Origin of the sequence: Streptomyces sp. NPDC006235 (assembly GCF_040613735.1) — a bacterium.
Lineage (GTDB): Bacteria > Actinomycetota > Actinomycetes > Streptomycetales > Streptomycetaceae > Streptomyces.
Genome location: NZ_JBEXSR010000007.1, coordinates 37,941 through 60,782, shown reverse-complemented (window position 1 = coordinate 60,782; position 22,842 = coordinate 37,941). Strand labels below are relative to the sequence as shown.

At 71.4% G+C, this 22,842-nt stretch carries 24 protein-coding genes and 1 riboswitch; of the genes, 13 read left to right on the top strand and 11 right to left on the bottom strand.

Going from position 1 to position 22,842, the window contains the following annotated elements; genetic code table 11:
- The first annotated feature begins 14 nt into the window (after positions 1–14).
- Positions 15–308 (top strand): hypothetical protein, encoded by a 294-nt coding sequence (locus ABZ192_RS11230; RefSeq protein ID WP_354735227.1) that lies wholly within the window; start codon positions 15–17, stop codon positions 306–308.
- A 77-nt stretch (positions 309–385) separates the two neighbouring features.
- On the opposite strand, the gene ABZ192_RS11225 is transcribed toward ABZ192_RS11230, so the two are convergent.
- From ABZ192_RS11225 to ABZ192_RS11215, 3 genes are read right to left on the bottom strand one after another with little or no spacing between them, the layout of a single operon-like run.
- Positions 386–1,456: a prenyltransferase gene (locus ABZ192_RS11225; protein ID WP_356924244.1), complete on the bottom strand. Its 1,071-nt coding sequence runs from the start codon at positions 1,454–1,456 to the stop codon at positions 386–388.
- Positions 1,453–2,202, bottom strand: coding sequence for a class I SAM-dependent methyltransferase (locus tag ABZ192_RS11220; RefSeq protein ID WP_356924243.1), 750 nt, complete (start codon positions 2,200–2,202; stop codon positions 1,453–1,455). Before ABZ192_RS11220 ends, ABZ192_RS11225 begins: the two co-directional genes overlap by 4 nt.
- Entirely contained in the window at positions 2,196–3,632 is a 1,437-nt protein-coding gene (locus tag ABZ192_RS11215; RefSeq protein WP_356924242.1) for a glycosyltransferase family 4 protein, read from the bottom strand. Before ABZ192_RS11215 ends, ABZ192_RS11220 begins: the two co-directional genes overlap by 7 nt.
- Positions 3,633–3,843: 211 nt before the next feature.
- Here ABZ192_RS11215 and ABZ192_RS11210 point away from each other — a divergent pair, with 211 nt between their 5' ends.
- Together ABZ192_RS11210 and ABZ192_RS11205 are read left to right on the top strand one after the other, a co-directional pair.
- Positions 3,844–4,506, top strand: a complete 663-nt coding sequence (locus tag ABZ192_RS11210; RefSeq protein ID WP_356924241.1) for a TetR family transcriptional regulator — start codon at positions 3,844–3,846, stop codon at positions 4,504–4,506.
- 391 nt (positions 4,507–4,897) lie between these two features.
- On the top strand, positions 4,898–5,218 hold the full coding sequence (locus ABZ192_RS11205; protein WP_356924240.1) for a GYD domain-containing protein: 321 nt from the start codon (positions 4,898–4,900) through the stop codon (positions 5,216–5,218).
- 379 nt (positions 5,219–5,597) lie between these two features.
- Here ABZ192_RS11205 and ABZ192_RS11200 read toward each other — a convergent pair whose 3' ends face one another.
- Together ABZ192_RS11200 and ABZ192_RS11195 are read right to left on the bottom strand one after the other, a co-directional pair.
- Complete coding sequence (locus ABZ192_RS11200) at positions 5,598–5,831, bottom strand: ferredoxin (RefSeq protein WP_356924239.1); 234 nt, start codon at positions 5,829–5,831, stop codon at positions 5,598–5,600.
- Between the two features lie 2 nt (positions 5,832–5,833).
- Positions 5,834–7,285: an aldehyde dehydrogenase gene (locus ABZ192_RS11195; RefSeq protein ID WP_356924238.1), complete on the bottom strand. Its 1,452-nt coding sequence runs from the start codon at positions 7,283–7,285 to the stop codon at positions 5,834–5,836.
- Between the two features lie 85 nt (positions 7,286–7,370).
- On the opposite strand from ABZ192_RS11195, the gene ABZ192_RS11190 reads away from it, so the two are divergent.
- From ABZ192_RS11190 to ABZ192_RS11180, 3 genes are all read left to right on the top strand, one after another.
- Positions 7,371–8,426, top strand: a complete 1,056-nt coding sequence (locus tag ABZ192_RS11190; protein ID WP_356924237.1) for an MBL fold metallo-hydrolase — start codon at positions 7,371–7,373, stop codon at positions 8,424–8,426.
- Positions 8,427–8,475: 49 nt separating this feature from the next.
- Complete coding sequence (locus ABZ192_RS11185) at positions 8,476–8,949, top strand: nuclear transport factor 2 family protein (protein WP_356924236.1); 474 nt, start codon at positions 8,476–8,478, stop codon at positions 8,947–8,949.
- Positions 8,950–9,040: 91 nt separating this feature from the next.
- Positions 9,041–9,946 (top strand): helix-turn-helix transcriptional regulator, encoded by a 906-nt coding sequence (locus tag ABZ192_RS11180; protein WP_356924235.1) that lies wholly within the window; start codon positions 9,041–9,043, stop codon positions 9,944–9,946.
- A gap of 22 nt (positions 9,947–9,968) precedes the next feature.
- On the opposite strand, the gene ABZ192_RS11175 is transcribed toward ABZ192_RS11180, so the two are convergent.
- Positions 9,969–10,784, bottom strand: coding sequence for an SAM-dependent methyltransferase (locus tag ABZ192_RS11175; protein WP_356924234.1), 816 nt, complete (start codon positions 10,782–10,784; stop codon positions 9,969–9,971).
- 45 nt (positions 10,785–10,829) lie between these two features.
- On the bottom strand, positions 10,830–11,504 hold the full coding sequence (locus ABZ192_RS11170; RefSeq protein ID WP_356924233.1) for a phosphotransferase: 675 nt from the start codon (positions 11,502–11,504) through the stop codon (positions 10,830–10,832).
- 89 nt (positions 11,505–11,593) lie between these two features.
- Positions 11,594–11,665: riboswitch (cobalamin riboswitch) on the top strand.
- Positions 11,666–11,794: 129 nt separating this feature from the next.
- Between ABZ192_RS11170 and ABZ192_RS11165 the strand changes: the two genes are divergently transcribed.
- The 5 genes from ABZ192_RS11165 to ABZ192_RS11145 are packed head-to-tail and all read left to right on the top strand — an operon-like array spanning position 11,795 to position 17,270.
- Positions 11,795–13,012, top strand: coding sequence for a prenyltransferase/squalene oxidase repeat-containing protein (locus tag ABZ192_RS11165; RefSeq protein ID WP_356924232.1), 1,218 nt, complete (start codon positions 11,795–11,797; stop codon positions 13,010–13,012).
- The gene (locus tag ABZ192_RS11160; RefSeq protein ID WP_356924231.1) at positions 13,009–13,635 is read left to right on the top strand and encodes an SCO2322 family protein; all 627 of its coding nucleotides are present in this window, start codon (positions 13,009–13,011) and stop codon (positions 13,633–13,635) included. Before ABZ192_RS11165 ends, ABZ192_RS11160 begins: the two co-directional genes overlap by 4 nt.
- Positions 13,628–14,785 carry a CbiQ family ECF transporter T component gene (locus tag ABZ192_RS11155; RefSeq protein ID WP_356924230.1) on the top strand — a complete coding sequence of 386 codons (1,158 nt, stop codon included), beginning with the start codon at positions 13,628–13,630 and terminating at the stop codon, positions 14,783–14,785. The genes ABZ192_RS11160 and ABZ192_RS11155 overlap by 8 nt, the downstream gene beginning before the upstream one ends.
- A complete protein-coding gene (locus ABZ192_RS11150) occupies positions 14,782–16,449 on the top strand; it encodes an ATP-binding cassette domain-containing protein (RefSeq protein ID WP_356924229.1) in 1,668 nt (555 codons plus the stop codon). Before ABZ192_RS11155 ends, ABZ192_RS11150 begins: the two co-directional genes overlap by 4 nt.
- Positions 16,446–17,270, top strand: a complete 825-nt coding sequence (locus ABZ192_RS11145) for an ECF transporter S component (RefSeq protein ID WP_356924228.1) — start codon at positions 16,446–16,448, stop codon at positions 17,268–17,270. The genes ABZ192_RS11150 and ABZ192_RS11145 overlap by 4 nt, the downstream gene beginning before the upstream one ends.
- A 216-nt stretch (positions 17,271–17,486) precedes the next feature.
- Here the strand turns inward: ABZ192_RS11145 and ABZ192_RS11140 are convergent, their stop codons facing one another.
- Complete coding sequence (locus ABZ192_RS11140; RefSeq protein ID WP_356924227.1) at positions 17,487–18,407, bottom strand: alpha/beta fold hydrolase; 921 nt, start codon at positions 18,405–18,407, stop codon at positions 17,487–17,489.
- Between the two features lie 143 nt (positions 18,408–18,550).
- On the opposite strand from ABZ192_RS11140, the gene ABZ192_RS11135 reads away from it, so the two are divergent.
- Positions 18,551–19,141, top strand: coding sequence for a TetR/AcrR family transcriptional regulator (locus ABZ192_RS11135; protein WP_356924226.1), 591 nt, complete (start codon positions 18,551–18,553; stop codon positions 19,139–19,141).
- A 12-nt stretch (positions 19,142–19,153) separates the two neighbouring features.
- Here the strand turns inward: ABZ192_RS11135 and ABZ192_RS11130 are convergent, their stop codons facing one another.
- Complete coding sequence (locus ABZ192_RS11130; RefSeq protein WP_356924225.1) at positions 19,154–20,389, bottom strand: cytochrome P450; 1,236 nt, start codon at positions 20,387–20,389, stop codon at positions 19,154–19,156.
- A 217-nt stretch (positions 20,390–20,606) separates the two neighbouring features.
- On the opposite strand from ABZ192_RS11130, the gene ABZ192_RS11125 reads away from it, so the two are divergent.
- Entirely contained in the window at positions 20,607–21,776 is a 1,170-nt protein-coding gene (locus ABZ192_RS11125) for a steroid 3-ketoacyl-CoA thiolase (RefSeq protein WP_356924224.1), read from the top strand.
- On the opposite strand, the gene ABZ192_RS11120 is transcribed toward ABZ192_RS11125, so the two are convergent.
- The gene (locus ABZ192_RS11120; protein ID WP_356924223.1) at positions 21,760–21,939 is read right to left on the bottom strand and encodes a DUF397 domain-containing protein; all 180 of its coding nucleotides are present in this window, start codon (positions 21,937–21,939) and stop codon (positions 21,760–21,762) included. The two genes, ABZ192_RS11125 and ABZ192_RS11120, sit on opposite strands and share 17 nt — an antisense overlap.
- Positions 21,926–22,753: a helix-turn-helix transcriptional regulator gene (locus tag ABZ192_RS11115; RefSeq protein WP_356924222.1), complete on the bottom strand. Its 828-nt coding sequence runs from the start codon at positions 22,751–22,753 to the stop codon at positions 21,926–21,928. Before ABZ192_RS11115 ends, ABZ192_RS11120 begins: the two co-directional genes overlap by 14 nt.
- Positions 22,754–22,842 lie beyond the last annotated feature (89 nt).

Genomic DNA, 22,842 nt, shown 5'->3' with positions numbered 1-22,842 from the left:
GCAACCCGGAGGGCATGTCCCCTCGATATCGCAACGGTGCGAATCAGGCCGGCACGGTCATCGCCGTCGTCGCCGACATCATGGCCCTCATCCTGGGCCTGTGGATTCTGATGTACCTGCTGGACGCCAACCGGGCGAACGACTTCGTCCAGTTCGTCCATGACGCGGCCCGCTGGCTGGCGGGTTGGTCCCACGACCTCTTCACGTTCGACGAGGCCTGGGCCCGAGTGGTCGCCGGCTATGGCCTGGCAGCGGTGGTCTACCTGTTCGTGGGCCACGCCATCGCCAATCGAGTACACCGGCATTGATGCCCTAGGGGCGCGGGGAGCTGCGCGACAAGCCACGAACAACCCGCGCCCGCCACACAGCGCCAACCCCCGAGCTCTCAGGCGCAACACTCCGAGTCCAGCCCCACAGGCAGACCCTCACCGCTGAAGACCCGGCACGTGGCCTCATGGCCACCCAAGGCCGCCACGGCCAGCAACAGCGACCCCGCGGTCCACGTCGTCAACTCCCGCGGCCAGATCGCGTCGTCCTCGAAGACGTACCCCGTCCAGTACAGCCCGCTCTCCGGATCGCGCAGATGCTGAATCGACTGCAGCACTTCCAGCGCCCGGTCCGACTCCCCCATCGCCCAGAGCGCCAGGGCGAGTTCCGCGGACTCACCCCCCGTCACCCACGGGTTGGGCACGACGCACCGCACACCCAGCCCCGGGACGACGAACCGGTCCCAGTCCTCCTCGATGCGGGCCTTGGCCTCCACACCGGTCAGGGCACCGCCGAGCACGGGGTAGTACCAGTCCATCGAGTAACGGTTCTTGTCGAGGAACCGCTCCGGATGCCGGCGTATCGCGTGCCGCAGCGCGCCTGCCGCCAACTCCCAGTCCAGCTGGGCCTCTTCCCGCTGCTCGGCGATCGCCAGCGCGCAGCGCAGCGCGTGGTGGATGGAGGAGCTGCCCGTCAGCAGGGCGTCGGCCGTGTCCGTGCCGTCGTCGTCGCGCCGCCAGCCGATCTGCCCGCCCGGCTGCTGGAGCCGCAGCACGAACTCCACCGCCGCGTACACCACCGGCCACATCCGGTCCAGGAACGCGTCGTCGCCGGTGGAGAGGTGGTGGTGCCAGACGCCGACGGCTATGTAGGCGACGAAGTTGGTCTCCCGGCCCCGGTCGGTGACGTCGGCGAAGTCCCCGTCCGCGTAGGCCGCGTACCAGGAGCCGTCCTCGTTCTGGTGCCGGGCCAGCCACAGGTAGGCCCGTTCGGCCGCCTCGTGTTCACCGGCCGCGTCGAGGGCCATCGCGGCCTCGACGTGGTCCCACGGGTCGAGGTGGTGGCCCCGGAACCAGGGGATCGCGCCGTCCTCGCGCTGTACGGCCAGGATGCCGGCGACGGTCGCGGCGGCCTGCCGGGCGGTGAGGACCCCGGGCAGGACCAGGTGTTCCGTCCGGGGAGTGGTCACTGGGCGTCCGCCCCGGTGCCGGAAAGGCTGGGCAGGTGCGGCTTGGTCGCGTACGCCACGAAGCTCTTGCCGATCAGCGGGTTCAGCGCCTGCTCGGCGACCCGGGTGGCCAGCGGTTTCTTCATGATGTCCCAGACCAGCAGCTTGTGGTACGCCCGCACGGGCAGCGCCTTGTCGTTGTCGACGCCGAACGCGCACTTCAGCCACCAGTACGGGGAGTGCAGGGCGTGTGCGTGGTGGGTGCCGTACGGCTCCAGGCCGGCCTCGCGGATCTTCTCCAGCAGTTCGTCCGCCTTGTAGATGCGGATGTGGCCGCCCTCGACCTCGTGGTAGGCGTCGGACAGGGTCCAGCAGACCTTCTCGGGGCCGTAGCGCGGGACGGTGACGGCGATGCGCCCGCCGGGCTTGAGCACGCGCACCATCTCGGCGAGGACGCCCTTGTCGTCCGGGATGTGCTCCATCACCTCGGAGATGATGACGACGTCGAAGGACTCGTCGGGGAAGGGCAGGGCGAGGGCGTCGCCCTCCATGGCCGTGGCGGTGGCGCCCTCGGGGGCCTCGCCTGCCTCCTTCATCGCCGCGAACCACTTGGCGACCTCGCGGATCTCCTCGGCGTTCTGGTCCAGCGCCACGACCTGCGCGCCGCGCCGGTAGCACTCGAACGCGTGCCGGCCGGCACCGCAGCCGAGGTCCAGGACTCGGTCGCCCGGGGCGAGCGGGAACCGGGAGAAGTCGACGGTCAGCACGTGGCCCTGCTTTCGGAGTTGACGCCTTCTACATCTGTGGTGGCTGTGGGGACCAGGGGCGCCGAGCGTTCGCCGCCCACGCCTGAGCCGGCGGAGGGCCGGGGCGCGGGGCGGCTCTCGGCGTCACCTCCGGTGCGGGCGATCGCCTCGCGGTAGCGCGCCACCGTGCCTTCCGCCGCCCTGGCCCAGGTGAAGTGCCGCAGGACCCGTTCCCGCCCGGCCGCTCCGAGCCGCGCGCGCAGCTCCGCGTCGCCCAGCAGCCGGACCAGCCCGGCCGCCAGTGCCTGCGAGTCGCCCGGCGGGACCGCGAGGCAGGTCTCCCCGTCCCGGCCGGCGACCTCGGGGATCGCGCCGCCGGTCGTGGCGAGCAGGGGCGTCCCGGTCGCCATGGCCTCGGCGGCCGGCAGGGAGAAGCCCTCGTAGAGCGACGGCACGCACGCGACCTGGGCGGAGCGCACCAGGTCGACGAGTTCGGCGTCGGAGATGCCCTTGACGAACTCGACGGCGCCGTCGAGGCCGTAGCGTTCCATCGCCTGGGCGACGGGCCCCTCGGCCGGGCGCTTTCCGACGACGACGAGGTGGGCGCCGGGGTGCTCGGTGCGCACCTTGGCGAGGGCCTCGACGAGATGGACCAGACCCTTCAGCGGGACGTCCGCGCTGGACGTCGTCACGATCCGCCCGGGCACGACCGGCACCGAGGGGTCCGGCGAGAACAGGTCGGTGTCGGCGCCGATGTGGACGACGTGGATGCGGTCCTGGCGGACGCCGAGGTGGTCGACGATCTCCTGCTGGGACGTGCCGGAGACGGTGAGGACGGACGGCAGCCGCCGCGCGACGCGCTTCTGCATGCGCGTGAAGCCGTACCAGCGGCGCACCGAGAGGCGCCGCTTCCAGCCCTCGGCCGCGTCCAGCTCCAACTGCCGGTCGACGGTGATGGGGTGGTGGATCGTGGTCACCAGGGGCGCGCCCACGTCGCCCAGCAACCCGTATCCGAGGGTCTGGTTGTCGTGGACGACGTCGAACTCGCCGCGGCGGGCGCGCAGATGGCGGCGGGCGCGCAGCGAGAACGTCAGGGGTTCGGGGAAGCCGCCGGTCCACATGGTCGCGACTTCGAGGGCGTCGATCCAGCCGCGGTACTCGTCACGCTTCGGCGTGCGGAAAGGATCCGGCTGGCGGTAGAGGTCGAGGCTGGGCAGCTCGGTGAGGCTCAGCCCGTCGCAGCCCTCGTCGAGCACGGGGTACGGCTGGGCGCCGATGACCTCGACCCGGTGGCCGAGGCGGGCCAGTTCGCGCGAGAGGTGCCGGACGTAGACGCCCTGGCCGCCGCAGAACGGGTTCCCTTTATAGGTGAGGAGCGCGATGTGGAGCGGTCGCAAGCCGTCGGCGGCGGGGTCCTCCGGAGCCCCGGCCTCCCTGGCCTCAGCGGTCACTCTGGGCCCCCTTCTGACTGCTCTGTCCCGCGAGATTACGCCGGGACGCTAATCTAGAACAAGTTTCAGACTTGATCGTTCGGAGGCTCTGAATCTACCGGCAGGTAGGGGCCCTGTGAGCAGTGGATCAGGTGATTCACGCCACGGCCGGCACCGTGCCATGCTGTCTGATCACTCGTCCTCACGGACGGTCACGGAACGGGCCCGACCCATGCCCGCGGAAGCCAAGGTGAGCGCCAAGGTGAACAAGCCGGCCAAGGTGGATGCCAGAGCCGCAGCCCTCGGCTCCCCGCCCCTGACGGAGCGGCAGGAGGCCCGCCGTCGCCGCATCCTGCACGCGAGCGCGCAACTGGCCAGCCGGGGCGGCTTCGACGCCGTGCAGATGCGGGAGGTCGCGGAGTCCTCACAGGTGGCGCTCGGCACGCTGTACCGCTACTTCCCCTCCAAGATCCACCTGCTGGTCGCCACCATGCAGGACCAGCTGGAGCACATGCACGGCACGCTGCGCAAGAAGCCCCCGCAGGGCGAGACGGCGGCCGAGCGGGTCGCGGAGACGCTGATGCGGGCCTTCCGCGCCCTCCAGCGCGAACCGCATCTGGCCGACGCGATGGTCCGGGCCCTCACCTTCGCCGACCGCAGCGTGAGCCCGGAGGTCGACCAGGTCTCGCGGCAGACGACGGCGATCATCCTGGACGCGATGGGGCTGGAACACCCCACTCCGGAGCAGTTGTCGGCGGTCCGGGTCATCGAGCACACCTGGCACTCGGCCCTCATCACCTGGCTGTCGGGCCGCGCCTCCATCGCCCAGGTCAAGATCGACATCGAGACGGTGTGCCGCCTGATCGACCTGACGGCGCCCGACGTACGCGAATGACCCCCGACGCACGGGAATGACCTACGAGACGGGTTCCCTTCGCCGGCATGGTCCGGATCAGGTTCTGGGGGTCGCCTTCCGGTCGCCGGACCTCTCGGTCCTTCGACCTTCCGGCCTCTCAGCCCTACCGTCGCAGTCGGCACCAGCGGAAGCCGAAGCTTCCTGCCAGAGTCGGCCAACTCCGGTCGGACTCCCTCACTCGTCCCGTAGGCCTGATTCCAGGCTAGGACTTCTGGCCGTGAAGAGAAGCCCCTGTGCGGGTTTTTTTACCAAAATATCCAGAGTGACCCATATGCCCCCTTAAGGCCCCCGTCGCCGCGACGAAACACCGAGCCCGGAGGAACATGAGGGAGTCAAAGTGACTTTTCGGGCGGAAGTGAAAGGCCAACCCATGCCGAAGTACCTGTTCAAGGTGAAGCTGACCCCGGACGGACTGAAGGGTCTGCTCAAGGAGGGCGGGAGCGCGCGGCGTGACGTCGTCGGGCGCATGGTCGAGGGCCTCGGGGGCCGGGTCGAGACGATGTACTGGGCCTTCGGCGACGACGACGTCTATGTCACGGCGGAGCTGCCGGGCAATACCTCCGCCGCGGCCATGGGCATGGTCGTCTCGGCCGCGGGCGGGGTCCGCACGAGCACGGTCGTCCTGCTGTCGCCCGAGGAGGTGGACGAGGCCGTCCGGCAGCAGGTGGACTACCGGGCACCCGGCGCCTGACGGACCCGGAACCGGCCGTTCCCACCGACGCCGGACGGACCACGCACCGGCCGTCCCAACGACGCCGGACGGACCACGCACCGGCCGCCACCGACGCCGCGCGGATCACGCACCGACCGCGCCACCGACACCGGACGGACCACACACCGGCCGTCCTGCCGGCACCCGAGGGACCACGCACCGGCCGCGCCACCAGCACCTGAAGGATCCCGGGGCGGCGGCCTCCCCACCGGCGCCCGAGGAACCGGGTGGGGGTGGGCCCCGCGTGGGACCGCGGGGTACGCACCGGTGCGCGTGGAACGACTGCCGCCGCCCCCTGGATGTGGCCGACGGAAGCCGTCTGCCCCAACTGTGAGGAACCCCGGGGCGGAGGCCGTCGCTACTCCTCCGGCGGGAACACCGGCTCCCCGCTGTCCCCCAGCGTGATCGTGATCGCCTCCACCGGACAGTTCTCCGCCGCCGCCAGCACCCGCTCGTTCGCGTCCGTGTCCGGGGCGAGAGGATGGGACTGCCGGGCGGAGTCCAGGCGGAAGCCGTCCGGCGCGTGGTGGAGGCACTGGGCGGAGCCGATGCACAGGGAGCGGTCGACCTCCACGTGCCAGCGGTCGCCCATCGCTACGCGTCCGCCGGGAGGTGGATCATCTTGTGCTCCAGGTACTCGCCGTACCCCTCGGGCCCGAACTCCCTCCCCAGGCCCGAGCTCTTGTAGCCGCCGAAGGGGCCCAGCATGTCCAGGCTGAAGGTGTTGACCGAGTAGGTGCCGGTACGGACCTGGCGGGCGATCTCGATGCCGTGCTCGACGTCCGCCGTCCACACGCTGCCGCTCAGCCCGTAGTCGGAGTCGTTGGCGATCTTCACCGCGTCGGACTCGTCGTCGTAGGGCAGCAGGCAGATCACCGGGCCGAAGATCTCCTCGCGGGCGATGCGCATGGAGTTGTCGACGTCGCCGAAGAGGGTCGGCTCGACGTACCAGCCGCGGTCGAGGCCGGCCGGGCGTCCGCCGCCGGTGAGGATCTTGGCGCCCTCCTCCTGCCCGATGCGGATGTAGTCGAGGTTGCGCCGCTGCTGCCGCCTGGCCACCAGCGGGCCCACCTGGGTGGCGGGGTCCAGCGGGTCGCCGACCGTCAGCGCGCCCGCCGCGGCGGCCAGGGCGTCGGCGAACTCGTCGTAGCGGGAGCGCGGGAGGAGGATGCGGGTCTGGGCGACGCAGGCCTGGCCGTTGTTCATCCAGGCCGCCGGGGCGATGCCCGCCACGGCCGTCTCGACGTCCGCGTCGGACAGGACGACGGCCGCCGACTTGCCGCCCAGCTCGAGCGTCACGCGCGTGAGGTTGCGGGCCGCCACCTCCATCACGCGCTTGCCGGCCGCGACCGACCCGGTGAAGGACACCTTGTCGACGCCGGGGTGGGCGACCAGGTACTCGCTCACCTCCCGGTCCGCGGGCAGGATCGACAGCACGCCCTCCGGCAGCCCGGCCTCCCGCGCGATCTCGCCGAGCAGGTACGCGTCCAGCGGCGACTCAGGCGAGGGCTTGAGCACGGCCGTGCAGCCGGTGAGCAGGGCGGGAGCGAGCTTGGCGGCGGCGACGAACTGCGGGACGTTCCAGGGGACGACGGCGGCGACGACCCCGACGGGCTCGCGCCGGACGAGGATGCGGCCGAGCACGCCGTCGCGCCGCTCCTCGTACGTGAAGTTGCACGCGACGGTGATGGCCGAGTCCCAGACCATGACGGCGCCGAGGGCCTGGGCGAGGACGCTCCAGGAGTACGGGGAGCCGTTCTGGGCGGAGATCACGCGCGCGATCTCGTCGTGCCGGGCGGCGATCCCGTCCTTGATCCTGCTCACGACCTCGATCCGCTCGTCGAGGCTCATGCGCGGCCAGGGTCCCTCGTCGAAGGCCCGCCGAGCCACTCCCACGGCCCGGTCCACGTCCGCCGTCGAGGCGTGCGGAACGCGCCCGATGACCTCTTCCGTGTGCGGCGAGATCACCTCGATGACGTCCGTACCCAGGGGGTCGGTCAACTCCCCGCCGACGAACAGCTGTCCGTGTTCCACGAGCTCGGTCATGGCCGCTGCCTTCATATCTGACGGTGTTTCAGGAACTGATACCAGTTCTCGTTATAGTGGGCAATGGCCGTGGAACGGAGGGCACATGCAGAACAGCCAGGACCGCGAGCCCGCACCGGCAGTGCACGATCACGGCGGAGGCGTCCGGTCCCTGCGCGTCCCCATCCCGGACAACCCCCTCGGCCACACGCTGGTGTACGTCGTCGACACCGACCGGGGCCCGGTACTGATCGACACCGGCTGGGACGACCCGACGTCCTGGGACACCCTCGCGTCCGGCCTCACCGCCTGCGGCACCTCGGCCGCCGAGATCCACGGCGTGGTCGTCACCCACCACCACCCGGACCACCACGGCCTGTCCGGCCGGGTCCGCGAGGCCTCCGGGGCGTGGATCGCGATGCACGCGGCGGACACGGCGGTCGTACGGCGGACCCGTGAGGCTCGCCCCGAGCGCTGGTTCTCGTACATGACGGCCAAGCTCGCCGCCGCGGGTGCGCCCGAGGAGCACATCGCCCCGCTGCGCGCGGCCCGGCCCCGCGCCCTGCCCGGCTTCTCCCCCGCCCTGCCCGACCGCGACATCGCCCCCGGCGAACTCCTCGACCTCCCCGGCCGCCGCCTGCGCGCGATCTGGACCCCCGGCCACACCCCGGGCCACGTCTGCCTCCACCTGGAGGAGACCCACCCGGCGCAACTCCCCGGCCACGGCCGCCTGTTCTCCGGTGACCACCTGCTGCCCGAGATCACCCCGCACATCGGCCTCTACGAAGACCCCGACGACACGACGGTCACCGACCCCCTGGGCGACTACCTCGACTCCCTCGAACGCGTCGGCCGCCTCGCCCCCGCCGAAGTACTCCCCGCCCACCAGCACGCGTTCCCCGACGCCGCCACCCGCGTCCGCGAACTGCTCGCCCACCACGAGGCCCGCCTCACGGACCTGCTGGCCCTCCTCGCCGAGCCACTCACGCCCTGGCAGCTCGCCGAACGCATGGAGTGGAACCGCCCCTGGGCCGACATCCCCCACGGCTCCCGCACCATCGCCGTCTCGGAGGCCGAGTCCCACCTGCGCCGCCTGGTCAAGGCGGGCCGGGCGGAGGCGGTGCCGGGGAGCGATCCGGTGACGTACGTGGCGGTGCAATGAGGTGGCAAACCCGGCGGAGGACAGGCCGCCGGGGTGCTACGAATCCGGCATGGACCGCATGGACCGCATGGACCGCATGGACCGCCTCCTCGCCGAACGCGCCTGCGAGCGCCTGATCACCGACTTCGTCCACCGGCTCGACCTCGGCGAACCCTCCTCCGTGGCCGAGCTGTTCACCGAGGACGGCGTCTGGCAGTGGCCGGAGGACGGACGGCTGGTCAAGGGCCGGGACGCCCTGCGCGCGTACTTCGGCTCTCGCCCCGCCGACCGGCTGTCCCGCCGCATGATGTCCAACGTCCTGGTCACGGTGACGTCCTGGGACGCGGCCACGGCGATCTCGTACTTCACGACGTACCGCGTCGACGGTTACGAGGGCGGCGTCGTCCCGGCCGGGCCGCCGGTACAGGTCGGGCACTACGAGGACGTGTTCCACAGGGCCGACGGCGCCTGGCTGCTCGCCTCCCGGACGCTGCACCTTCCTTTCGGCGGAGCCACACCGCAGGCGAACTCCCCTTCGGCATAAGCCAGATGATGTCCGGGCCGGGCCCCTAGGATGAATATGCCGCGGCGCTCACAGGCCCGCGGAGCTGCGTTCCACCGCAAGGAGACATCCCATGGGCACCGAAGAGGCCGCTCGTACGACGTCCGGCAGCGGAGCTCTGGACAGCAGGTCGGCCGGGCCCATGGTGCCGCGGCTGGCGCTGGGCGCCCGGCTCCGGCGGTTGCGCGAGGAGCGGGGTATCGGCCGGGCGGACGCCGGGCATGTCATCCGGGCCTCCTCGTCCAAGATCAGCCGGATGGAGGCCGGCCGGCACGGGTTCAAGCGGCGGGACGTCACCGATCTGCTCACGCTCTACGGCGTCACGGACGAGGCCGAGCGCGCGACCCTGCTGGCGCTGGCCGAGCAGGCCAACACCCCGGCCTGGTGGCAGTACTACAGCGACGTGGTGCCGACTTGGATGCAGACGTACCTCGGCGCCGAGCAGGCGGCGAGTGTCATCCGCTGCTTCCAGGTCCAGCGTGTTCCCGGGCTGCTCCAGACCGCCGACTACGCACGGGCCTCCCTGCGGCTGGCCCATCCGGACGCCGGTGCGCAGGAGATGGAACGGCGGGTCGCGCTGCGGATGTCCCGCCAGCGGATACTGCACCGGCAGCCCGCGACCCAGTTGTGGGCGGTGATCGACGAGGCGGCGCTGCGCCGCCCGGTGGGCGGCCTGTCCGTCATGCGCGCGCAGCTCAGGTATCTCATCGAGATCTGCCGGCTGCCGCAGGTCACGGTGCAGATCCTGCCGTTCCGCGCCGGCGGCCACGCCGCGGAGGGCGGTCCGGTCACGATCCTGCGCCTGCCCGGCGGCGAGTTGCCCGACGTGGTCTACCTCGAACAGCTCACCACCGCGCTCTATCCCGACCGGCCGGCCGAGATCGAGTGCTACTGGGACGCGATGAACCGGCTGGTGGTCGAAGCCGAGTCACCGGACGAGACTCCGACCATCCTCCACCGCATCCTTCAGGAGACCTGATCCCCGCAGGAGACCTGAGAGGTCAGCGTTTCAGGGCGACGCCGCCGTACTGGTGCACCTCCGCGGGGAGATCCAGGGCCGCGGCGTCGGGGCGCCAGCGCGAGCAGGACGTCACGCCCGGTTCGAGCAGTTCCAGACCGTCGAAGTAGCGGGCGATCTGCTCGGGGCTGCGCAGGATGTACGGGATCGAACCGCCGTCGTTGTACTGCTCGATGGCCCGGACGTAGTCCTCGCTGGTGTCGGTGCTGTCGTACTGGACGAGGTAGCTGCCGGGAGGCAGGGCGTCCACCAGCTGCCGCACGATCGAGCGTGCGTCGTCGTGGTCCTCGATGTGGCCCAGGATGCCCATCAGCATGAGGGCGACGGGCCGGCCGAAGTCCAGCGTCTTGCCGGCTTCCCGGATGATCGTGTCCGGCTCGCGCAGGTCGGCGTCGACGTAGTTGGTGACGCCTTCCGGGGTGCTGGTGAGCAGCGCACGGGCGTGGGCCAGCACCAGCGGGTCGTTGTCGACGTAGACGATCCGGCTGTCCGGGGCCACCTGCTGGGCGATCTGGTGGGTGTTGTCCACGTTGGGCAGCCCGGTCCCGATGTCCAGGAACTGGCGGATGCCCTCCTCGGCGGCGAGGTGGCGGACGGCGCGGGCGAGGAAGTAGCGGGCGGCGCGGGCCCCGGTCTCGATGCCCGGGAAGATCTCGCGGAACGCGTCCCCGGCCACACGGTCGACTTCGTAGTTGTCCTTCCCGCCCAGCCAGTAGTTCCAGATCCGGGCCGAGTGCGGCACGGACGTGTCGATCTTGGGAAGCGGCTCCTGCCCGGAGTTCCCCGCCTGATCACTCATGGACGCTCCTGCGTGTGGTCGTGGAGCCCCACGTTAGCTTGTTCGTCAGTGTGTTCGCCCCTGGGACAGGACCAACTCCTCTGCCCGGCCCAGCAGTTCGACTTCGGCCCGGCTCATGGCCGGGTCGGCGGACCGGCGGCGCAGGGCCTCCGCCAGTGCGGTCCGGGTGAGGGGGGACGGACCCTCCAGCAGGGCGGTCAGCATGGTGCGGGCCGGGGCGGAGAGCGCGTCACCGGCTACGGCGGCCTGGGCGAGGATCACGGCGGACACCGCCCAGTCCAGGGCCGGGTCGCCCTCCTCCGTGTTCGACCAGTCGATGACGCGGGGGCCGTCGGGGGTCATGATCACGTTCTCCGGGTGCAGATCCAGGTGCAGGACGCGGACGGCCGGGTCGGTGGAGCGCAGGGCGGGGAGGGTGTGGAGCCGGCGCAGCAGCCGGGCGAGCACCGAGCCCGCCTCCGTCGGATCCAGCGTGCCCGCCAGGCAGGCCTGGAGCAGGGTCGGGCCGGGGAGCCGTTCCATCACCAGGTCCGTGCGCGAGCCGGTCGGGCGGACCCGGGGCACCGGGTAGCCGTGGGCGTGCACGTGCGCCATCACCGCGCCCTCGCCCGCCGCGTCTCCCCCGCCCTCCCGTTCACGCCGCAGCACCCACGCCTCGTCGATCTCGTACACGTCGGCGCGGCGGCCGGAGCCGAGCAGTCGTCCGGGTGGTGGCCGCATGAACCGAAGGTACTCCGGCCTCCCGGCACCCCCTCGGCCCGTTCTGGGCGTGCGGGTACAGTGGGCAGGTCGTCATCACACCCGTACGGGGGGAAGCCGGTGCAATTCCGGCGCTGACCCGCAACCGTGTACCGCCGCCGAGGTGGTGAGCCGGATCGCCCCGTACGGTTCGTGACCGGCTCACGTGTCCGGCGGAGCGCCGGTGCACGGCACCGTCGAGGTATACGGAGCCGAGCCGCGGGGGTGCCCCGTGCTGCCCGGCTCCCCGCAGGGAGAGGCACCCGCCGATCATGAACGTCCGCCGCAGCGCCGCGGTCCTGGCCGCCGTCGCCGTGATCGGCGCCGCCACACCGGCCGCCGCCGCCCCGTCCCCCTCCCCGTCCCAGGCGTTCCCGTCCGCCCTGTACGGGGGCAAGGACCCGAAGTACGACGGCGTCTGGCGCCAGTCACTCGCCCTGCTCGCGCAGCACACCGTGGGGGTGAAGCCCGCGGCGAAGTCCGTGCAGTGGCTGGTGCGCCAGCAGTGCGCGGACGGTTCCTTCGCCCCGTACCGCGCCGATCCCACCGCCGCGTGCGACGCCAAGACCATGGTCGACACCAACCAGACGGCCGCCGCCGTACAGGCCCTCACCGCCCTCGGCGGGCACGACGCCGTCACCGGCAAGGCCGTCTCCTGGCTGAAGAAGGTCCAGAACAAGGACGGCGGCTGGGGCTACACGCCCGGCGGCGCCAGCGACACCAACTCCACCTCCGTCGTCATCGGCGCGCTGACCGCCGCCGGCGAGAAGCCGCAACAGGTCGAGAAGGGCGGCAAGTCGCCCTACGACGCGCTGCTGACCCTCGCCCTCGGCTGCGACGGCGACGACGCGGGCGCCTTCGCGTTCCAGCCGGACGAGAAGGGCGAACTGACCGCCAACGCCGACGCCACCGCAGCGGGCGTGCTGGGCGCCCTGGGCAAGGGCCTGGTGGTGAAGCCCGGCGAGAAGACCGAGGCCGCGAAGGGCCAGGTCTGCGAGGACGAGAAGACGCCGCAGCAGGCCGCGGCCAACGGAGCCGCCTACCTCACCAAGGCTCTCGCCGAGGACGGCCACCTCACCTCCCCCACCCCCGGCTCGGACCCCCAGCCCGACTACGGCAACACCGCCGACGCGGTCGTCGCACTCGCCGCGCGCGGCGACACCGGGCAGGCCGCGAAGTCCCTGCAATGGCTGGAGAAGAACGCCTCGGCCTGGGCCGCCCAGAACGGCCCTGCCGCCTACGCCCAGCTGATCTTCGCCGCCCACGCGACCGGCACGGACCCGCGCGACTTCGGCGGCACCGACCTGGTCAAGCAGCTCAACGCGACGGGCCCGGCCCCGCAGACCGCCGGGAAGACCCGAGCGGCGGAGGAAAAGAGCGACTCGGACTCGGGCGTCTTCGGCGTCTGGTGGTACGTCGGTGTCTGCCTCGTCGCCGGCGTCGGCATCGGATTCCTCTTCAGCGGCCGCCGGAAGAGGCAGCAGCCGTGATCCGCCGGGCCGTTCTGCTCCTCCTGGCCTCGCTCCTGCTGTGCGCGGGAGCGGGTCAGGCCCAGGCCGCCGGCTACCGGTACTGGTCGTTCTGGGATCGCGACGGCGACCACTGGGTGTACGCCACCCAGGGCCCGTCCACGGCCCGCCCCTCCGACGGCGACGTCCAGGGCTTCCGCTTCGCGGTGAGCGAGGACTCCGGCGACGCGGCCCGGCCGCGCGGCCAGGCCGACTTCAAGACGATCTGCGGCGCAACGCCCGCACGGGACGGCAAGAAGCGGGTGGCCCTGCTCCTCGACTTCGGCACGACGACGGACGCCCCGTCCGGCGAAACCCCACCCGCTCCCCGAACGGCCTGCGCGCAGGTCTCCCCCGACGCGACGACGGCCGAGGCCCTGGCGACGGTGGCCAAGCCACTGCGCTACGACACGAACGCCCTGTTGTGTGCCATCTCGGGCTACCCGGAGAAGGGCTGCGGGGAGCAAGTGGCCGGAAAGCAGAAGCCGTCCGCGCAGAAGAAGGACACCTCGGACGACGGCCCGTCCCTCGGCCTGGTGGCGGGCATCGCAGTGGTGGTGGCCTTGGGCGGAGCAGCAGTGTGGCAGGTACGCCGACGTGCGTAGGACGACGCCCGAGCCTGCGGGCAGTCGTGCCGCTGGGGCGGCGCCCGTCCCGAAGAGCGGCACCCCACAGCGCCGGGTTGCGCAGCCCACCCCCCTCCACCCCGGCGCCTGGTGGCTCTGGTCCCTCTCCCTCGCCACCGCCGCCACCCGCACTACCAACCCCCTCCTCCTCACCCTCCTCATCACGGTCTCCGCCTACGTCGTGGCCACCCGCCGCCCCGACACCCCCTGGTCCCGCTCCTACGGCGCCTTCGTCAAGCTCGCCCTCGCCGTCCTGCTCATCCGCCTGCTCTTCGCCACGATCCTCGGCTCCCCCATCCCCGGCACGCACACCCTCCTCACCCTCCCCGAAGTCGGCCTCCCCGCCTGGGCCCAGGGCATCCGCCTCGGCGGCGCGGTCACCGCCGAGGCCCTCACCTTCGCCCTGTACGACGGCCTGAAACTGGCCACCCTGCTCATCTGCGTCGGCGCCGCGAACGCCCTCGCGAACCCCTCCCGCCTGCTCAAGTCCCTCCCGGGCGCCCTGTACGAGATGGGCGTCGCGGTCGTCGTGGCCCTGACCTTCGCGCCGAACCTCATCGCCGACGTGCAGCGCCTGCGCGCCGCCCGCCGCCTGCGCGGCCGCCCGGACAAGGGCCTCCGGGGCCTGCTGCAGGTGGGCCTGCCGGTCCTGGAGGGCGCGCTGGAGCGCTCGGTGTCGCTCGCCGCCGCGATGGACGCCCGCGGCTACGGCCGTACCGCCCAGGTCCCCGCCGCCGTCCGCCGCACCACCGCCGCCCTCACCCTCGGCGGTCTGCTCGGCGTGTGCGCCGGAACGTACGGTCTGCTCACCGCCGAGGGCGCCACCTACGGCATCCCGGTCCTCCTCACCGGCCTCGCCGCCGCCCTCGCGGGTCTCCGGCTCGGCGGACGGCGGTCGCCGCGCACCCGCTACCGTCCCGACTGCTGGGACGTGCGCGCCTGGCTGGTCGTCGCCTCCGGCGTGGCGGTCGCGGCGCTGCTCACGCTCGCCGCCGCCCGCGACCCCGCGGCCCTGCACCCCGGCGTGGTACCGCTCGTGGCCCCCACGCTCCCCCTCTGGCCCGCGGCGGCGATCCTCCTCGGCCTGCTGCCCGCGTTCGTCGCCCCCGATCCCAAGGAGCCGTTGTGATCCGCTTCGAGGACGTGTCCGTGACGTACGACGGTGCCGCCGAACCCGCCGTCCAGAGCGTCGACTTCGAGGTCCCGGAGGGCGAACTCGTCCTCCTGGCCGGCCCGTCCGGTGTCGGCAAGTCCACGGTCCTGGGCGCGGTCAGCGGGCTCGTGCCGCACTTCACCGGCGGTACCCTGCGCGGCCGGGTCACGGTCGCCGGCCGCGACACCCGCACCCACAAGCCGCGCGAACTCGCCGACGTCGTCGGCACGGTGGGCCAGGATCCCCTCTCCCACTTCGTCACCGACACCGTCGAGGACGAACTCGCCTACGGCATGGAGTCCCTGGGCCTCGCCCCGGACGTGATGCGCCGCCGCGTCGAGGAGACCCTCGACCTGCTCGGCCTGGCCGACCTGCGCCACCGTCCGATCGCCACGCTCTCCGGCGGCCAGCAGCAGCGCGTCGCGATCGGCTCGGTCCTCACCCCGCACCCGAGCGTCCTCGTCCTGGACGAGCCGACCTCCGCGCTCGACCCGGCCGCCGCCGAGGAGGTCCTGGCGGTCCTCCAGCGCCTCGTCCACGACCTCGGCACGACGGTCCTCCTGGCCGAACACCGCCTGGAACGCGTCATCCAGTACGCCGACCAGATCGCCCTGCTGCCGGGCCCGGGCATACCCCCGATCCTGGGCGCCCCGGCCGAGGTGATGGCCGTCTCCCCGGTGTATCCACCGGTGGTGGCCCTGGGCCGCTTGGCAGGCTGGTCCCCCCTGCCGATGACCGTCCGCGACGCCCGCCGCCGCGCATCAGACCTACGCCGGCAACTCGAGGTTCGGGAGAACATCGCCCTCCAGGGGCGCGGGGAACTGCGCGACAAGCCACACACAACCCGCACCCGCCAACACTCCGCACCCCCCACCCCAGTAGGCGCAGCCTCAGCCCTCTCCGTCACCCGCGCCCGCATCCAGGCCCTCCGCGGCATCGACCTCACCATCACCCCCGGCGAGACGATCGCCCTCATGGGCCGCAACGGCGCAGGAAAATCGACCCTGCTCAACTCCCTGGTCGGCCTCGTCACACCCACCTCGGGATCCGTCCGGGTCGGGGACGCACTCCCCCACCGCACACGCCCGCAGGACCTCGTCCGCAAAGTCGGCCTGGTACCACAGGAACCCCGCGACCTCCTCTACGCCGACACCGTCGCCGCAGAGTGCGCCGCGGCCGACCAGGACGCGGACGCAGAACCCGGCACCTGCCGTGCCCTGGTCACCGAACTGCTCCCCGGCGTCACCGACGACACTCACCCCCGGGACCTCTCGGAGGGCCAGCGGCTCGCCCTCGCCCTGGCCGTCGTACTCACCGCCCGGCCCCCGCTGCTCCTGCTGGACGAGCCGACCCGCGGCCTGGACTACGCGGCGAAGGCCCGCCTGGTCGCGGTGCTGCGCATCCTCGCCGCCGAGGGGCACGCCATCGTGCTGGCCACGCACGACGTGGAGCTGGCCGCCGAGATCGCCCACCGGGTCGTCCTGCTCGCCGACGGCGAGGTGATCGCCGACGGCCCGACGGCGGACGTCGTCGTCTCCTCCCCCTCCTTCGCCCCACAGGTCACCAAGATCCTGGCCCCGCAGCACTGGCTCACGGTCTCCCAGGTCCGCGCGGCCCTCCAGCCCGGGACCATCTCGTGAACACTCAGCGCCAGGCCCGAGCCGTCCGCCTCGGCCCCCGCTCCGTCACCGCCCTGGCCCTCGTCAGCGCGGTCGGCGTCATCGGCTTCGGCTGGCCGTTCCTGACCCCGCCCACCTCGCGGCTCAGCGCGCACGCGCAGGACGCGCCCTGGCTCTTCGCGGGCCTGCTGGTGCTGCTCGTGGCGGTGGTGGCCGCGGCGATCTCGGAGGCCGGTCTCGGCCCGAAAGCGGTCGCGATGCTCGGCGTGCTGGCCGCGACGGGGGCGGCCCTGCGGCCGATCGGCGCCGGTACGGCCGGTATCGAGCCGATGTTCTTCCTGATGGTGCTGAGCGGGCGGGTCCTCGGACCGGGGTTCGGGTTCGTCCTCGGCTCGGTGACGATGTTCGCGTCCGCGCTGCTCACGGGCGGGGTGGGCCCGTGGCTGCCGTTCCAGATGCTGGCGATGGGCTGGTTCGCGATGGGCGCGGGCCTGCTGCCGGGCCCGGACCGGCTGCGCGGCCGGGCGGAGCTCGTGCTGCTCGCGGGCTACGGCTTCCTCGCCGCCTTCGCCTACGGCACGGTCATGAACCTGGCCGGCTGGCCCTTCATGAGCGCCCTCGCGTCGAACGTCGGCTTCGACCCGCACGCGGCGGTCGCCACCAACCTGGCCCGTTTCCTCGCGTACTGCCTGGCCACCTCACTGGGCTGGGACCTGGGCCGCGCCGTCGTCACGGTCGTGCTGACGCTCACGCTCGGCCCCGCGGTCCTGCGGGCGCTGCGCCGCGCCACCCGCCGGGCGGCCTTCGAGACGCCGGTCACGTTCGAGGCGCCCCGGGCGTGAAGCCCCCCACATGGCCCCCGTCACCTACGAAGCGGGGCCGTAGGAACAACCCCCGGTCACAAGGCGGACCTTCCGCGCACATGCGGCCACCCCTAGTAAGCGGGCTCCTTGCGGGCATCCGGCGTGCCTGTTTCGCTGGCCGGGCCACTCCTGAGAACACCCACCCCCACAGACCGAAGGCGGCGGCTCCCTGATCCCCGGGGCCGCCGCCTTCGCCTACTTGCTCTCGATCTTCCCCAACGGGTCGGGGTCCTCCTCCAGCGCGGCGGCCGCCGCCTTCCAGCTGGTGTCCCCCGAGTAGAGGGCGCTGCGCAGGTAGGCGGTGGTGAGGCGCTGGAGCAGTGCGACGCGTGCGGGACTCTCGTCGGTCGTCTCCGCCACCTCGTAGCCGGGGATGCCCCCGAGCGAGTGCTCCGCCCCGAACAGCGTGAGGAGGCTCTTGTTGCCCGGGCTGTAGGTGTAGGGGTCGGTGAACCAGTCGGGTCCGCGCGTGGACAGCGCGGAGTCGTCACGGTCCCCGGCGACGATGAGCGCCGGCGTGGTCATGGTGTGGAAGGACGGCCTCATGAAGGGCAGGTGCTCGACGGCGAACGGGGTCAGGTCGTCGCCCAGGCCGGCCATGGCGAGCAGCACACCCGCCTTCACACGCGCGTCGGACATGTCCTCGCCGGGAACACCGTCGGAGCCGAGAATGCGCGCACCCAGGAGCGTGCTCGCCGTCTGGGCTCCCCAGGAGTGGCCGACCACGGCGATACGGTCGCGGTCGAGGCGTCCGGCGAGGCCCGGTACGGAGGCTTCGAGGACGTCGAGTCCGTCCAGCACCCGCGTGAGGTCCTCGATACGGAAGCGCCAGATCCGCGGCGTGCGGGGGTCCTCGGGTGGCAGGCCCAGCGTCCTGGAGTCCAGGTGGGTGGGCTGCACCACCACGAAGCCCTGCGCGGCCCAGAAGTCGGCCAGCGGGGCGTAGCCGTTCATCGACCAGCCGAAGCCGTGCGAGAAGACGACCACGGGCAGATCGCCGCCGGTCGCGGGGGCGGACACGCGGACCTGGAGGTCCTCACCGCGGCCCGGGGCGGGCAGGACCACCGGCTTCGCGGAGATCACCGTAGTGGAGTCGGACAGGGAAGAGCCGGGCATGGGAGTGCCCTCCGATCAGGTCTGCCATCATGAAGGAAACGGAACACCGTTCCGATTACATCCCTCACGATACGGAACACGGTTCCGCTTTACAACCGCACGCAATGCACTCGACGTACGCAACCGCACGGAAGGACGACACGGTGAACGACAGCGGCCAGAGCGCCGGAAGCCCGGCCCGGTCCAAGCGCAAGGACGCCCGGCGCAACCAGCAGGCCCTGCTGGACGCGGCCGCCGAGGTCTTCGTCAGCTCGGGCGTGGACGCGCCGGTACGGGACATCGCGGCCAAGGCCGGCGTCGGGGTGGGCACGATCTACCGCCACTTCCCCACCCGGGCGGACCTCGTCATCGCCGTCTACCGCCACCAGGTCGACGCCTGCGCCGAAGCGGGCCCGGCCCTGCTGGCGGACGGCCCGACGCCCCATGCCGCCCTGGTGCGGTGGGTCGATCTCTTCGTCGACTTCCTGGTCACCAAGCACGGCCTGGCCACCGCGATGCAGGGGGACAGCACCTGCTTCGGGCCGCTGCACACCTACTTCCTCGATCGCCTCCTGCCGGTGTGCACCCACCTGCTCCACGCCGCCGCCGATTCCGGCGAGATCCGCTCCGACCTCGACGCGTACCAGTTCATGCGCGGCATCGGAAACCTCTGCGTCGGCGCCGACAGCGACCCCCGCTACGACGCGCGCCGACTGGTCGCGCTCCTCGTCGCGGGGCTGCGCCAACCGCAGTGACGGTTACTACGGTCACTGAGCCCGAACCCGGAGTTCCTTCACTCCGTTGATCCACGCCGACCTCAATCGGCGCGGATCCTCGACGAGTTGGAGACCCGGCATGGCGTCGGCGATCGCGTTGAAGATGAGGTCGATCTCCAGCACGGCGAGGGACTTGCCCAGGCAGTAGTGCGGGCCGCCGCCTCCGAAACCGAGGTGGGGGTTGGGGTCGCGCGTGATGTCGAAGGCGTCCGGCTCGTCGAAGACCTCGGGGTCGTGGTTGGCGGAGGCGTAGAAGAGCCCCACCCGGTCGCCCTTACGGATGAGCTTGCCGCCCAGTTCGGTGTCCTGGGTGGCGGTGCGCTGGAAGGCGGCGACCGGGGTCGCCCAGCGCACGATCTCCTCCGCCGTCGTCGACGGCCGCTCCCTCTTGTACAGCTCCCACTGCTCGGGGTGGGTGAGGAAGGCGTGCATGCCGTGGGTGATGGCGTTGCGGGTGGTCTCGTTGCCCGCGACGGCCAGCATCAGCACGAAGAAGCCGAACTCGTCGGAGTTGAGGTTCCCCTGGTCCTCCGCCGCCACCAACTGCGTGACGATGTCGTGGGCGGGGCACTGCTTGCGTTCGGCTGCCATGTTCATCGCGTAGGCGATGATCTCCGTGGCCGACTCGGCGCCGACCTCCGCGGTGATGGCGTACTCGGGATCGTCGTAGGCGATCATCTTGTTGGACCAGTCGAAGATCTTGTCCCGATCCTCCTGCGGTACGCCCATCAGCTCGGCTATCGCCTGGAGGGGCAGTTCGCAGGCGACCTGAGTGACGAAGTCGAACGGGCCGGTGTGCGCGCGGGCGCTCGCCACGATCGCGTGGGCACGGGCCCGCAGCCGCTCCTCCAGCGCGCGGATCGCCCGGGGCGTGAAACCGCGCTGCACGATCTGCCGGACCCGCGTGTGCTCCGGCGGGTCCATGTTCAGCAGGATGAACCGCTGCGCGTCGATGGAGTCGCGGTCGATGTGCTCGTTGAAGCGGATGATCGCCGTGTTGAGGTACGACGAGAACAGCTCCGGGTGCGTGGAGACGTACTTGACGTCGGCGTGCCGGGTGACCGCCCAGTACCCCTCGTCCTGGAAGCCGGCGAGACCCGCCGGCTGCGGCACCCAGCAGACCGGCTCCACCCGGCGCAGCTCGGCGAACTCCGGCAGGGGCACGCGACTGTGCAGCAGGTCGGGGTCGGTGAAGTCGAACCCGTCGGGCAGCGCGGGACAGGACATGGGCGGCTCCCACCACTCGTACCGACTCTGATTCTGACGGCGCATCAGCTGTGCGGAGTTGCGGTGACGGTAGTAACGGGTTCTACAAGTAGCAAGAGGCACGGACTCCTCAATTACCCGCACGACTCTTGCGGTCGACGAGCAGCCCTCAGCACACTGCAGGCAGAACTAGAACGCGTACTAGTTCCGCGTAGCCTCCCGGAGAGGACCCGCACCCATGGCTGCCGAACCCGTGATCGTCGAAGCCGTACGCACCCCCATCGGCAAGCGCGGAGGCGCGCTCGCCAACCTGCACCCCGCCTACCTCCTGGGCGAGACGTACCGCGAACTCCTCGGCCGCACCGGTATCCCGGCCGACTGCGTCGAGCAGATCGTCGGCGGTACGGTCACCCACGCCGGCGAGCAGTCCATGAACCCCGCGCGCACGGCCTGGCTCACGATGGGGCTCCCCTACGAGACGGCCGCGACGACCGTCGACGCGCAGTGCGGGTCCTCGCAGCAGGCCTCCCACATGCTGGCCAACATGGTCGCCACGGGCGTGATCGACGTCGGTATCTCCTGCGGGGTCGAGTCGATGTCCCGGGTGCCGCTCGGGTCGGGCTCGAAGCACGGGCCGGGCAAGCCGTTCCCCGACGAGTGGAACGTCGACCTGCCGAACCAGTTCGAGGCCGCCGAGCGCATCGCCCGCCACCGTGGCCTGACCCGGGAGAACGTCGACGCCCTGGGCCTCGCCTCCCAGGAGCGGGCCGCCCACGCCTGGGCGGAGGAGCGCTTCAAACGAGAGACGTTCGCGGTCCAGGTCCCCACGACCGAGGAGGAGCAGCACGCCGGGCAGGGCATGTGGCGCCTGGTCGACAAGGACGAGGGCCTGCGCGACACGACGGCGGAGGCGCTGGCGGCTTTGAAGCCGATCATGCCGACGGCGGTCCATACGGCCGGCAACTCGTCGCAGATCTCCGACGGGGCGGCGGCGATCATGTGGGCGTCGAAGCGGATGGCTCGCGCCCTGAAGCTGCGGCCCCGGGCCCGGATCGTGGCCCAGGCCCTGGTGGGCGCCGACCCCCACTTCCACCTCGACGGCCCGATCGACGCGACCAGGGCCGTGCTGGGCAAGGCCGGGATGTCCCTGAAGGACATCGACCTGGTGGAGATCAACGAGGCGTTCGCGTCGGTCGTACTGAGCTGGGCGCAGGTCTTCGAGCAGGACCTGGAGAAGGTGAACGTGAACGGCGGCGCGATCGCGCTCGGGCACCCGGTGGGAGCCACCGGGGCCCGGCTCATCACGACGGCGCTTCATGAACTGGAGCGCACGGACAAGGAGTTCGCGCTGATCACGATGTGCGCGGGCGGCGGTTTGGCCACCGGCACGATCATTCAGCGGTTGTAGTCGTCCAGTTGACGAAGGTGGTGAACGTGGCGGGGTCGAGGGTGAGGATCGGTCCCGCCGGGTTCTTGGAGTCGCGTATTGCGATGGTGGTGTGGGGGGTTTCCGCGACTTCGAGGCACTGGCCGCCCTGGTCGCCGCTGTACGTCGACTTACGCCACTGCATCTCCATAGCGATCCTCCATTACGCGCCGGATGAGCTCCGCCGAGTCGGTGAGGGAAAGCGCGGCGGCCCGGAGGTGATCGTAACGGAGCGAACACTCCCTGACCGTGTCCGGGTTCGCGGCCGGATGCCCGCTGCCATACCCCTCCGTGTAGACGATGGTGGGGTCGCTCGTAAAGCGGTAGACGTCGAACGAGCCTTGCAGTCCCGCGTGAGCACCGGCTGAGAACGGCAGCACCTGAACGTTGATGAGGGGGTTGCCCTCGAACGACAACAGGTGGGCCAGTTGCTCCCGCATCACCTCCGGGCCGCCGATCTCCAAGCACAGCGCGGCCTCGCTGAGGACAGCCCAGAAGACCGGCGCATCCCCCTTCTCGAAGACGCGCTGACGAGCCAGGCGGACTGCCGTGCGGTCTTCGAGGTCGGTCCTGTCGAGCGCGCCGAGCACAGCCTGCGCGTATCCATGGGTCTGAAGCAGCCCGAGAATCATGTGCGTCTGGAAGGAGCAGATCTCGGTCGCCCGCATCTCCAGCTCGGCCACCTGCTGGAACCAGGCCGGGAGCCGACTCCGCAGCACCAGTTCGACCAGCCGGGAGAACAGGCCGTCCGTGCCCAGCGCCGCATCCACCCGCTCGCTGAACTCCGGCGTGGGAACCTTCCGGGCTGTCTCGATCTGGCCTACCAACGAGCCGGTGTAGTTGAGGATTCCTCCGAGCTGCTTCAGCGTCAGTCCCGCCGCCTCCCTGCGCCTGCGCAGCTCGTAGCCGTAGTAATCGAGCGGAGAAGCACCCGGGTCAAGGGCGTTGATGTTGGTCACGCAGAGCCCCTCTCACGCAACTCGGTCCACCACGGGACCGGTTGTATCCGTTCCGTAGCCCAGAGTAGTCACGGCACGTCAGGCTCGTC